The following is a 12,522-nucleotide window of genomic DNA, read 5'->3' as shown; positions in this document are numbered from 1 at the left end:
CGGGGCTGTATCGATTTGCGGCTCCGCCGCGCGGGCGCGACAAGCCACGACGAACCAGCACCCGGCAGACAACCCTAGGTGTCACACTCCAGAACCGTCCGACACAGCGCGCACCGAGCCCGCACCCGCCCCCGCACCGGCACCCGAATCCGCTGCTGACACGTAGGACAGGGAAACGAGACCCGCAACGCCCCACCCCCATCCGACGCGAACGAATACCGCGTCCCCGCCATACGCTGCCGCCGATCCCGCGCGTAGCGCCTCCGCCCCGCCCACCCCGCCGCCGTCAGCGGAGGCTGCTGCTCGTCCTCCCGAGCCCGCGCCATCCCCTTCACATACGCCGTGTAAGCCTGCGGACTGGTGAACCACACGGACGGATCCTCCCCGAACACCAACGCCCGCTTGGCCAGCACGTACCCGAACTCCTCCGGCGTCAGATACCCCAGCTTCTGAGACGACGCCGAGTCCTCCCGGTACGCGTCGAGCAGCAGCCACCCGGCACCGAGATACGTCGTGGCCGTGTCCGTGAGGATCTCGTTCTCCCGCACCCCCGGGAACGACAGCCCCAGCCGGTGCAGATACACATGCATGACCTCATGGGCCAGCGCGGCCCCGATGTCCCGCCGATGCGTACGGAAGCGGTCGTTCAGTTCGACGAAGTACTCGGGGCCTGCGGTGAGTTCGACGTTCGCCGCGTGGGTCATCTCGCGGAAGCTCACCACGAGCCGGGCGTCCGGCAGCCGGTAGTGCCGCACCAGCTCCCGGGCCACCCGCTGGGCGCCGAGATAGAGGTCGTCGGTGTCGCAGAACGCCACGTCGACCGGGGCCACGCTCGTCGCGAACGTCTGGACGGTGTCGTAGGAGAGCCGTTTCCAGAGCGCGGTGATCGAGGCCCGCACCTGCTCCAGGTGCGGGTAGCCGTGCTCGACCGGTCCGTCGTTCGCCACGCCGGTACCCCCAGGACGCCCAGAACCCGCTTCCACTCTACGAGGTCGTGAGCGGATTCTCCCGGGCCGGAGCCGGAGCCGGAGCCGGGGCCGGGGCGCGGAGTCGGAGCCCGGGTCCGGCGGCCGGTGCCTCCTCCAGTTCGAGCACCCACACGTCGTTGGCGCCCTCCCGCAGCACCGGGCCGGGCACGTACAGCGTCCGCTGCGGGCCCATGGACCAGTACCGGCCGAGGTTGAAGCCGTTGACCCAGACGAACCCCCTGGTCCAGCCCGGCAGATCGAGGACCGCGTCCCCGGCGCCCCGCACGCTCACCTCACCCCGGTACAGCCCCGGCGAGCCGTCCGCCGGGACCTCCCCGAAGCCGATGCCCGCCACCGAGTCCACCGAGTCCAGCGCGTCCAGCCGCAGCCCCCGCGCCCGCACCCCGTGCAGGAACTGCCGCTCGTGCAGCAGCCCCCCGGTGATCCCCTTGGCCTCCCCGCTCCGGGGCCCGTAGTTGACCCGCCCCAGCGACTCCACCCACAGCTCCACGCGCGCGGGCCCCGCCACGAGCTCCTTGAGCTGCACCTCACCCTCCGTGAGCACCCCGGCCCGCTCCCCGTCGACGTACACCACCGCGAGGTCCCTGAGGCCGCGGGCGATGAGCGGATACGGCTGCCGGGGCCCCGGCACGGTCACCTCGTACCGCACCAGCCCCCGGTCGACGTCCAGCTCCTCGAAGGTCGGCGGGACGGGACCCTCGGCGGGCGGCCCGCCGCGCTCCTCCAGTACGGCGGTCAGGGACGCCCACCCGGTCAGGGGCACGTCGGTGTCGGCGCCCAACACCCCGGGCGGGGGCGGCAGTTCGGCCACCGGGCCGTACTCGGCCAGCACCTCGCGGAAGCGCCAGAACTTCTCCGTCGGCCTGCCGTACTCGTCGATCGGCGCGTCGTAGTCGTACGACGTCACGTCCGGCTCCAGCGGGCCGTCGTGCAGCGCGCCCCCGCCCGCGTTGGCACCCGACCAGCCCGCGAAGTTCGTGCCGCCGTGCGCCATGTACAGGTTCACGGAGGCGCCGCACTCCAGGATCTCCCGCAGCGCCCCGGCCGCGTCCCCGGCGTCCCGTACGACGTGCTCGCCGCCCCAGTGGTCGAACCAGCCGCACCAGAACTCCATGCACATCAGCGGGCCGTCCCGGCGGTACCGGCGCAGGGTCTCGAAGGCAGTACGGGCGTCCGAGCCGAAGTTCACCGTGGCGAGGACACCGGGGATCGAACCGCCGGTGAGCATGTGGTCCTCGGGGCCGTCCGAGGTGAACAGCGGGACCGTGACGCCCGCCGCGCGCAGCAGCTCGGCCAGCCGCAGCAGATACCCGGCGTCCGAACCGTAGCTGCCGTACTCGTTCTCCGCCTGGACCATCAGCACCGGGCCGCCCCGGTCGATCTGCCGGGCCACCACCTGGGGCAGCAGCCGCCGGAACCAGCGCTCCACCTGCCCCAGGTACACCTCGTCGCCGGTCCGGGCGTGCCCTTCCAGCCAGTGCGGCAGGCCGCCGTTCTCCCACTCCGCGCAGATGTACGGGCCCGGACGGACGATCGCCCACAGCCCCGCGTCCCGGGCCGCGTCCAGGAACCGGCCGAGCGCCTCCACGTCCCGGAACTCGCCCGGGTGCGGCTCGTGGAGGTTCCACGGCACGTACGTCTCCACGCAGTTGAGGCCCATCGCCCGCAGCATCGCCAGCCGGTGCCGCCACTGGTCCTCGTGCACCCGGAAGTAGTGCAGGGCACCGGACAGCAGCCGCACCGGCCGTCCGTCCAGCAGGAAATCGGTTTCACCCACCGTGAACTCGCTCATAGGCTCCACCCTCACGACTGGCGGCGGTCAGGTCCATGGACAAAGATCGGCGCTGCTTGGACCTAAGCGCACCCGAGGAGCCGCGATGTACCACACCTGGATGCGGTTCCTCACACCCAGCCCCGTCCACCAGCGCCTCGGCCTGGTCTGCCTCGGGGTCGGACTCCAGTACGGCGCCCTGCCCACCGTCGGCCCCCGCACGCTCGACAGCCATGTCGCCGTCGTCATCAGCACCGGCACCGGGTGGTACGAGAGCCCCGACGGCCGGCGTACGACGGTCACCGCGCCCGCGCTGCTGTGGCTCACCCCGGGCGTCCCGCACCACTACGCGCCCGATGCCGGGGCCGGCTGGGACGAGGGGTTCGTCGGCTTCACCGGGCCCGCGACCGCCACGTACACCGAACTCGGCTACATCGAGCCGGACCGCCCCGTCGTGCCGCTCTCCGACGCCACCGGGCCTCGCGCGGTGATCGCCCGTATCGCCCGGGCCGCCCGCCGCGACAACCCGCTCCTGGAGGTCGAGACCGGCGCCGCGGTCCACGAACTCCTGGTCGCCCTGCGCCGGGCCCGCGCCGACCTCGCGCCCGACGGCGACCCCGTCCTCAAGGCCCTCGCCCGCGACGCCTTCAAACCGATGTCCGTCGCCGACCACGCCACCCGGCACGGCATGACCCTCGCCGAACTGCGCACCGCCGTCCGCCGCGGCGCCGGATGCAGCCCCAAGGACTACCTCCTCGGCATCCGCCTGGGCCGCGCCAAGGAACTCCTCGCCGCCACCGAACTCCCCGTCGCCTCCGTCGCCCGCCGCGTCGGCTACGACGACCCCGCCTACTTCTCCCGCCTCTTCACCCGCCGCGTCGGCATGGCCCCGGTCCGCTTCCGCGCCCAGGAGAGCCGGACCGTGCCCGGAGGCTGGAGCAACCAGGTGCCCGACCCGGACGACCCGCCGAGGATCTGACCCCCCGCGCCCCCGGCCGGGACCATCCACCGATCTTCCTCTTGCCTCCGGCCCCGTAGGGTTGTCGACCATGACCACCAGCAACACCGGAACCGGTGACGTCGACCCCGCCGTTCGTGAGGAGCTCGCCCGGCTGCGGGACAGCATCGACAACATCGACGCGGCCGTCGTCCACATGCTCGCCGAGCGCTTCAAGGCCACCCAGCAGGTCGGCCACCTCAAGGCCCGCCACCAGCTGCCGCCCGCCGGCGCGGCCCGCGAGGCCCGCCAGATCGAGCGGCTGCGGACTCTCGCCGAGAACGCCAGACTCGACCCGGCGTTCGCTGAGAAGTTCCTGAACTTCATCATCGCCGAGGTGATCAGGCACCACGAGCGCATCGCCGAGGACACCGTGAACGGCGCCGCCCCACTGGCCGATTGACCTCGGCGGCTCCCCGGGGGAGGTGACACGGCGGCCCGCGCACGGCATGCTGCGCTGTGCACTCCTTGTCAGCCGACGAGTACTCCGTGTCAGCGCACGGTCGTAGGCTGGTTGTCCGCGAGGGAGGGACGTCGGGCCATGCCTTCGGATGCCAAGATCCTCATCGTCGACGACCACGAGGACACGCTCTACGCCCTGGAGAGCGCCCTGTCCCCGCTGGGCTACCGGCTCGGCCGCGCCACCAGCGGTGACGAGGCCCTCAAGCAGGTGCTGCGGGGCCAGGTCGGCCTCCTGCTCCTCGACGTGCGGATGCCCGGCGTCAGCGGCCTCGACGTGGTCCGCTACATGCGGCGCCTGGAGCAGACCCAGCACATCCCCGTCGTCCTGCTCACCGGCTTCGGCCCGGACCACGAACTGACCTCCGCCGCCTTCGGACTCGGCGTCGCCGACCTCGTGATGAAGCCCATCGACCCCTGGGCCCTGCGCACCAAGGTCCGCTACCTCTTCGACGCCCACCGCCGCCACCTCGCCCTCGAACAGGAGGTGCGGGAGTTACGGGCCCTCGTCAAGCCCGGAGAACCCGCTCAGCGCCCCGCCCGGCCCCACCCGGACGCCCGGGTCCCGGTGCAGCGCGGACAAGGAGCGCACACCGAGGAGCTCGAACAGGACCGGACATAAGGCGTGTACCGATCCGCCTCTGTGAGTTGCCCCTGCCATCAGGCAGCATGTCCTGCATGTCCGTACTGACGCGCGACGAAGCGCAGACCCGTGCCAAGCTCCTCGACGTTCACCGCTACACCATCGCGCTCGACCTCACCACCGGCGACGAGACCTTCGCGTCCCGCACCGTCGTCCGGTTCACCGCGCGCACGGACGCGGACACCTTCGTCGAGCTCAAGCCGGCCGAACTGCGGGAGGCCACCCTCGACGGCCGCCCCCTCGACCCGGAGACGCTTGAGGAGAACCGGCTCCCCCTCAAGGGCCTGACCGCCGGCGAGCACGAACTGCGCATCGACGCCGTCATGCGGTACTCCCGCACCGGCGAGGGCATGCACCGCTTCACCGACCCCACCGACGGCGAGACCTACCTCTACACCCAGCTGTTCATGGAAGACGTCCAGCGCGTCTTCGCCGCCTTCGACCAGCCCGACCTCAAGGCCGTCTTCGACCTCTCGGTCAAGGCCCCCGAGGGCTGGACCGTCCTCGCCAACGGCATCACCACGGACCTCGGCGACGGCCAGTGGCAGGCCGCCACCACCCCCCTGATCTCCACCTACCTCGTCGCCGTCGCCGCAGGACCCTGGCACTCCGTGCGCACCGAACACCGCGGCCTGCCCTTCGGCATCCACTGCCGCCGCTCGCTCGCGCCCTACCTGGACCCGGACGCCGACGAGATCTTCGAGATCACCAGGCAGTGCTACGACCGCTACCACGAGAAGTTCGAGGAGCCGTACCCCTTCGACTCCTACGACCAGGCGTTCGTCCCCGAGTTCAACGCCGGCGCCATGGAGAACCCCGGACTCGTCACCTTCCGCGACGACTTCGTCTACCGCTCCGCCGTCACCGACACCGAGCGCCAGACCCGCGCCATGGTCATCGCCCACGAGATGGCCCACATGTGGTTCGGCGACCTCGTCACCCTGCGCTGGTGGGACGACATCTGGCTGAACGAGTCCTTCGCCGAGTACATGGGCTACCAGACCCTCACCGAGGCGACCCGCTTCACCGACACCTGGACCGACTTCGCGGTCGTCCGCAAGGCCTGGGGCTACGACGCCGACCAGCGGCCCTCCACCCATCCGGTCGCCCCCGAGGCCGTCGAGGACACCGCCTCCGCCCTCCTCAACTTCGACGGCATCTCCTACGCCAAGGGCGCCTCCGCGCTCCGCCAGCTGGTGACCTGGCTCGGCGAGAAGGACTTCCTCGCCGGCATCAACACCCACTTCGCCCGGCACAGGTTCGACAACGCCAGCCTCGCCGACTTCATCGACTCCCTCGCCTCCGCCACCGACCGCGACGTCCACGCCTGGGCCGACGCCTGGCTGCGCACCACCGGAGTCGACACCCTCAGGCCCGAGGTGACCCGCGGTGACGAGGGCACCTACACCCTCCGGGTCGAGCACACCGGCAGCCGCCCGCACCGCATCGCCGTCGGCCTCTACGACCAGGACGTCTCCGACGAGGGCCGCCACCTGGTCCTGCGCGGCCGCCTCGACGTCGACGTCCCCCAGACCGCCCCGATCCCCGTCGGCAAGCGCCCCGCCCTGCTCCTGCTCAACGACGGCGACCTCACCTACACCAAGGTCCGCTTCGACACCGAGTCCTTCAGGACGGTCACCGACAACCTCTCCGGGCTGCCCTCCCCACTGACCCGCGCGGTCGTCTGGAACGCCCTCAGGGACGCCGTCCGCGACGGAGGCAGCGCCCATCGGGGGGCGACCCCCGAACCCCCGCTGTCGCCCACCGCCTACCTCGACGCGGCCCGCGCCCACCTCCCGCACGAGACCGACCTCGCCGTCGTCCAGGGCGTCCTCGCCTTCGCCGCGGGCTACGTCGCCGACCGCTACGTCACCCCCGACCAGCTCGCCGCCGCCCTCGCCACCCTCTCCTCCCTGTGCCGCGACCTCATCCGCCGCACCGAGGACGGCGACAACCCCGGCCTGCGCCTGATCGCCGTACGCCACTGCATCTCCGTCGCCTCCCAGCCCGACACCATCGCCGCCTGGCTCGCCGACGGCACCGTCCCCGGCGGCCCCGAACTCGACCCCGAACTGCGCTGGCGCGTCCTCGCCCGGCTGGCCGTCCTCGGCGCCACCGACGAGGCCGCCATCGCCGCCGAACTGGAGCGCGACCCCTCGGCCAGCGGTCAGGAAGGCGCCGCCCGCTGCCGCGCCGCCCTGCCCACCGAGGAGGCCAAGGCGCGGGCCTGGGAAGCCATGTTCACCCGCGACGACCTCTCCAACTACCTGTTCACCGCCACCGCCCAGGGCTTCTGGCAGCCCGAACAGGCCGATCTCGTACGGCAGTACGTGCCCCGCTACTACCAGGACGCCGTCGCCCTCGCCGCCCGCCGGGGCCCCGCCATCGCCGAAGCCGCGGGCCGCTGGGCGTTCCCCGACCACGCCATCGACGAGGAGAACCTGGCACTCGGCGAGGCCTGCCTCCGCGACGCCGACCCCATCCCCGCCCTGCGCCGCAAACTGGCCGACCAACTGGACGACCTGGGACGGGCGTTGCGGGTGAGGCAGGCGTAGAGCGGGTTTTCCCCGTACGGGAGTACCCCCTTTCGGGTCAGGATCGTTGAACTCTCCGGGCGCGCCGAGGAAACCGCGTCCAAGCTGGAAGTCCCCAGCGCCCCCGGAGGTCGACGATGCACACGCCGCCCCTGGCCTCGGGCCCCGAAGGCCCCTCCTCGCTGCGCCCGTTGCTCGACACGGTGCTGGAGGCGCTGGGGGAGGGGGCGCGCCTGAGGGGCGGGCCGCTTCCGGCCGGGGGCCCCGGGACGGTTTCCGCACGGATGCGGGCCGCGGTGAGGGAGGTGTTTCCGGAGGAGGGCGATCCGGAGGCCCTACGGCACCTGGTGCGCGCCTTGGCGGAAGGCGCGGCCGACCCGGCGGACCCTTTCTGCGCGGCCCACCTGCACTGCCCGCCTCTTGCAGTGGCCGCAGCGGCAGACCTGGCCGCCTCGGTTCTCAACCCGTCCCTGGATTCATGGGATCAGGCGCCGGCGGCCTCGGAGCTTGAGTCACTGGTGACCCGGCACCTTGCGGAAGAGGTGTACGGCGAGCCATTCGGGGGCGCGGGGAACTGCGCGACCGGCCCCCACCGGCCCGACGCCTTGATCACGACCGGTGGCACGGAATCCAACCAACTCGCCCTCCTCCTGGCCAGAGAGACACAGGGCCCCGGCGTCCGCCTGGTCTGCGGCGAGAACGCCCACCACTCCCTCCCGAGATCCGCCTGGCTCCTGGGCATGCCGGCACCGATCATCGTCCCCACCCCCAACGGCACCCTCGACCCCGCGGCCCTCGACAAGGCCCTGCACGGACCGTCGGTCATCGCCGCCACCGCGGGCACCACGGACGCCGGCCTCATCGACCCCCTCCCCGAGATCGCCCGCCTCTGCGCTGCCCGAAAGACCCGGCTGCACATCGACGCGGCCTACGGCGGCGGCCTCCTCCTCGGCTCCCGGCACCGAGCGAAGCTCACCGGCATCGAAGCCGCCGCCACCGTAACCCTCGACCTGCACAAACTCGGCTGGCAACCCGTCGCCGCAGGACTCCTCGCCGTCCGCGACGGAACCGACCTCACCGCCCTCCACCACCGTGCCGACTACCTCAACGCCGACGACGACACCGACGCGGGCCTCCCCGACCTCCTCGGCCGCTCCCTGCGCACCACCCGCCGCCCCGACGTCCTCAAGCTCGCCGTCACGCTGAAGACCCTGGGCCGCAAGGGACTCGGCGCCCTCGTGGACCAAGTCTGCGAGCAGGCAAGGGAGTTCGCCCACCTGGTCCACGAACACCCCGGCTTCGAACTCCACGCCCCGCCCACCATCAGCACGGTCCTGTTCCGCCCCGCGGACGCCACGGACGACGCCGTCGCCGCCGTACGAAGGCAACTCCTCGAAGACGGCCGCGCCGTACTCGGCCGAGCCCGCGCGGCGAACCGGCTCTGGCTCAAGGTCACCCTCCTCAACCCCACCACCCGGCCGGCCGACCTCGCCGGACTCCTGAACCTCGTGGAAGGAACCACCCCCCGATGACCCCCCACCCCCACCCCCCACACCACGAGCCCGACGCACCCCGCGACCTCGTCGGCATCGGCATCGGCCCCTTCAACCTCTCCCTCGCCGCCCTCGCCCAGCCCCTCACCGCACTCGACGCCGTCTTCTACGAACAGCGCCCCACCTTCGACTGGCACCCCGGGCTGCTCATCGACGGCGCCACCATCCAAGTCCCGTTCCTCGCCGACCTGGTGACCCTCGCCGACCCCGCCAGCGACTGGTCCTTCCTCAACTACCTCAAGGCCCGCGAGCGGCTCTTCCCGTTCTACTTCGCCGAGCGCTTCCACATCCAGCGCGCCGAGTACGACGCCTACTGCCGCTGGGTCGCCGAGGGCCTTCCCGGACTGCACTTCCGCCACCAGGTCGACGCCGTCCGCTTCAACCCCGAACGCGACGTCTTCGAGGTCGACTTCACCCAGCTCGACACCGACGGCGAGGCCGAGGCGCTGGGCCGTACGTACACCAAGAACATCGTCCTCGGCATCGGCACCGAGCCCTATGTGCCGGAACCGCTGAAGCCCCTCGTCGAGGCACCCGGCGTGCCCGTCATCCACGCCGCCGACTACCTCGACCACCGCAAGACCCTGCTCGCCGCCGAACACGTCACCGTCGTCGGCTCGGGACAGTCCGGCGCCGAGATCTTCCTCGACCTGCTCCGCGCCCGCCCCGCGGGCCGCGAGAACCTGCACTGGCTCGGCCGTACCGAGGCGTTCGCGCCGATGGAGTACTCCAAGCTCGGCCTCGAACACTTCACCCCCGACTACACCCGCTACTTCCACGCCCTGTCCGAGAGCGTCCGCGACCGCCTCGGCACCACCCAGTGGCAGCTCCACCGGGGCATCGGCGCCGCCACCATCGCCGACATCCACGACGAGCTCTACCGCCGTACCCTGCACGGCGGTTGGCCCGACGCCGTCCTCACCCCCGGCGTCCGCGTCCGCACCGCCGGCCGGATCGCGACCACGAAGATCGAACTCCATCTGGAACACGTCCAGCAGAGCACCCGCTCCCGCCTCACCACCGACGCCGTCGTCCTCGCCACCGGCTACCGCGAACGCCCCCTCGACCGCATCCTCGCCGGACTCGACCCCTACCTGCGCCGCGACAGCCGCGAACGCCCGCGCGTGGACGAGCAGTTCAGACTCGTCCTCGACCCGTCCGTCACCGGCGCCGACTGCCATGTCTACGTCCAGAACGCCGAACGCCACACCCACGGCGTCGGCACCCCCGACCTCGGCCTCGCCGCCTGGCGCAGCGCGACCATCCTCAACACCGTCACCGGCAAGGAGAACTACCCGCTGCCCGCCCGCACCGCCTTCACCTCCTTCGGCCTCGAACAGCGGCCCGTGATCCCCTCCGCCCGCACGGCCCCCGCACTGACCCCGCTGGTCGAGGGACGGTAAGAAAACCGGCGGCGGCGGAGGAACCTGGGCGTCGATCCCGCCGGCTCCGGCATGACGACCACCTGGACCGCCGCCCACCCAGGGCCTGTCCGGCGGATCATGTCGGCGTCGCGGGCCCTGGCACGGCCTTGAAGGCGCGGGGCCCCCAGCGGCGTTGTCGTCACGCGCCGACTCCCCCACGCTCGAACAACCTCGCGCGGGAGGGGCCCCCATCGCGTCGCCCGCCGAGGCAGCGGCCGATCGGCATGGCTCCCCCGCCTTGCAGCCGCACGCACCAGACCCCGCTCGGGCGACACCGGCGCGAAAGCCATCGCCGGCGCCGTGGACGTCACACTGCTGGACCTCCAAGAGCCCTTCAGAACACCGGCGTTCCGTCGCGCGTGAGCTTCCAGTCCACCGACGCGAAGTCCTTCGGGTCCAGCACGCCCTTCGCGGTCACCCACTCCGCGATCCGCGTCCGGATCTCCGTCGACTCCGACCACAGCTCGGTGGCGGAGGCCACGTGCGGGAACGCGCCGCCGCCGTTCGCCCGGTAGTTGTTCACCGCGAACACGAACTTCTGCGCGTCGTCCAGCGCGGCACCGTCGTAGGCCAGGTTCTTGATCCGGGAACCGGCCGCCTGCGCGATGTCGATGTCGTACGACAGCCCCGACACGTAGTCGTAGTTGTAGTCCGGCCGGTTGCCCGCGTTCGTCAGCTTCTCCACGTCGACCGCGGCACCGGCCGCCGTCTGCACGAAGTACTCCGCCGAGTACTCCAGGTACGCCTTGATCTGCGCACCCGTCATCAGCTTCGCGACCAGCGTGTTGTCGTACACGTACAGGCTGGAGAGGTCCCGGATCGTCACGTCGCCGGCCGGGATCTCCGAGGTCCGCGAGAACGGTGACGCCTGCGCGATGACCGGCAGCGAGGCGTACTCCGTGGCCGCCAGGGCCGCCTTGACCACGTCCTCCTGGACCTTCGTGATCAGGTCGATGATCGGGGCGTCCTTGTAGCGCGCGTCGACCGTCGTCAGCGTGTCCGTGGCCGTGCCGACGACCTGGTTCACGTACTTCACGACGACGTCGTGGTCGGCCTTCAGCAGCTTGGTGATCTTCGGGTCGTCGGCGACCGAGTTCGAGTTGAGCACCTTCGACGACACCGACTCGACCGACCAGCGGCCCTTCTCGAAGGTCAGCTCGATGTCGAACAGCGACAGCCGCTCCGCGTACGCCAACGGCTCCGACAGCACGACCGTCTTCCCGGTCTTCGTGTTGGTGACCTTCAGCTCCGGGATCTCCACGTGCGCGTGCCCGACCAGGATCGCGTCGATCCCCGGCACCTGCTGCGCCACCAGCGCGGCGGAGTTCTCGACGTACGGCAGCTGGTCACCGTAGGAGGACGTGCCGGACGACCCCGAGTGCGCCGACACGACCACCACGTCCGCGCCCATCGACCGCAGCTTCGGCACCCACTTCGCGGCCTGCTCCTCAAGGCCCGGGAACGTCAACTTCCCCTGTACATAAGCCTTGTCCCAGATCGCGATACCCGGGTTGGTCAGGCCCAGCACCGCGACCTTCACCGGCGGCGCGCCCTTCACGTGGAACTTCTTGATGAAGTACGGCGGGAAGGCGGGCTTCAGCGTCTTCGCGTCCAGCGCGTTCGCGCCGAGCAGCGGGAAGTCGCACTGCTCCTCGAACTTCCGCAGCGTCTCGATGCCGTAGTTGAACTCGTGGTTGCCGAGCGCCACCGCGTCGTAGCCGATCGCGTTCATCGCCGCCGCCATCGGGTGCACCGGACCGCCCTTCGCGGTGATCGGGTCGACCTTGGCGTAGTAGTACGTCAGCGGCGTCCCCTGGATCGTGTCGCCCGCGTCCAGCAGCAGCGTGTTGCAGCGGCCCTTCGCCTTGCGGACCTGGTTCACCAGCGTCGAGATCCGCGACAGCCCCTGCGCGTTGCCCGCGGTGTCCTTGTACTCCGCGTCCTTGAAGTAGTCCCAGTTGAAGACGTGACCGTGCAGGTCGGTGGTGCCCATCACCGTCAGGGAGTACCGCTTCACGGGCTTCTTCCTCTCGGCGGCCTGCGCGGCAGGAGCCCCCACGGCACCGGCGAGCGCGACCCCCGCTCCGGTCACGGCGGACTTCTCCAGGAACTTCCTGCGGTTCAAGGGCATGTCTTGATCTCCTCGGGGAAC

Annotated in this window: 9 protein-coding genes; 6 read left to right on the top strand and 3 right to left on the bottom strand. The window is 71.2% G+C overall.

All coding sequences use genetic code 11. The features are described from left to right. Window positions 1-74: 74 nt before the first annotated feature. A complete protein-coding gene (locus G3I78_RS21265) occupies window positions 75-947 on the bottom strand; it encodes a hypothetical protein (RefSeq protein WP_164426896.1) in 873 nt (290 codons plus the stop codon). 37 nt (window positions 948-984) lie between these two features. Continuing rightward, window positions 985-2,781: a beta-galactosidase family protein gene (locus G3I78_RS21260; RefSeq protein ID WP_164426894.1), complete on the bottom strand. Its 1,797-nt coding sequence runs from the start codon at window positions 2,779-2,781 to the stop codon at window positions 985-987. Window positions 2,782-2,866: 85 nt separating this feature from the next. Here G3I78_RS21260 and G3I78_RS21255 point away from each other — a divergent pair, with 85 nt between their 5' ends. The 6 genes from G3I78_RS21255 (at window position 2,867) to G3I78_RS21230 (ending at window position 10,349) form a co-directional block, all read left to right on the top strand. Next, window positions 2,867-3,739: an AraC family transcriptional regulator gene (locus G3I78_RS21255; RefSeq protein WP_164426892.1), complete on the top strand. Its 873-nt coding sequence runs from the start codon at window positions 2,867-2,869 to the stop codon at window positions 3,737-3,739. A gap of 70 nt (window positions 3,740-3,809) precedes the next feature. Continuing rightward, on the top strand, window positions 3,810-4,160 hold the full coding sequence (locus G3I78_RS21250; RefSeq protein WP_164426890.1) for a chorismate mutase: 351 nt from the start codon (window positions 3,810-3,812) through the stop codon (window positions 4,158-4,160). A 138-nt stretch (window positions 4,161-4,298) separates the two neighbouring features. Further along, window positions 4,299-4,838, top strand: coding sequence for a response regulator (locus G3I78_RS21245; RefSeq protein ID WP_164426888.1), 540 nt, complete (start codon window positions 4,299-4,301; stop codon window positions 4,836-4,838). A 56-nt stretch (window positions 4,839-4,894) separates the two neighbouring features. Beyond that, window positions 4,895-7,414, top strand: a complete 2,520-nt coding sequence (gene pepN, locus G3I78_RS21240; protein ID WP_164426886.1) for an aminopeptidase N — start codon at window positions 4,895-4,897, stop codon at window positions 7,412-7,414. Window positions 7,415-7,530: 116 nt separating this feature from the next. Beyond that, entirely contained in the window at window positions 7,531-8,925 is a 1,395-nt protein-coding gene (locus G3I78_RS21235) for an aminotransferase class V-fold PLP-dependent enzyme (protein WP_164426884.1), read from the top strand. Next, window positions 8,922-10,349 carry a SidA/IucD/PvdA family monooxygenase gene (locus tag G3I78_RS21230; protein ID WP_164426882.1) on the top strand — a complete coding sequence of 476 codons (1,428 nt, stop codon included), beginning with the start codon at window positions 8,922-8,924 and terminating at the stop codon, window positions 10,347-10,349. Before G3I78_RS21235 ends, G3I78_RS21230 begins: the two co-directional genes overlap by 4 nt. A 355-nt stretch (window positions 10,350-10,704) precedes the next feature. On the opposite strand, the gene G3I78_RS21225 is transcribed toward G3I78_RS21230, so the two are convergent. Further along, complete coding sequence (locus G3I78_RS21225) at window positions 10,705-12,501, bottom strand: 5'-nucleotidase C-terminal domain-containing protein (protein ID WP_164426875.1); 1,797 nt, start codon at window positions 12,499-12,501, stop codon at window positions 10,705-10,707. Window positions 12,502-12,522 lie beyond the last annotated feature (21 nt).

The organism is Streptomyces sp. SID13726, assembly GCF_010548375.1.
GTDB lineage: Bacteria > Actinomycetota > Actinomycetes > Streptomycetales > Streptomycetaceae > Streptomyces.
This window is presented reverse-complemented; position numbering and strand designations above follow the sequence as displayed.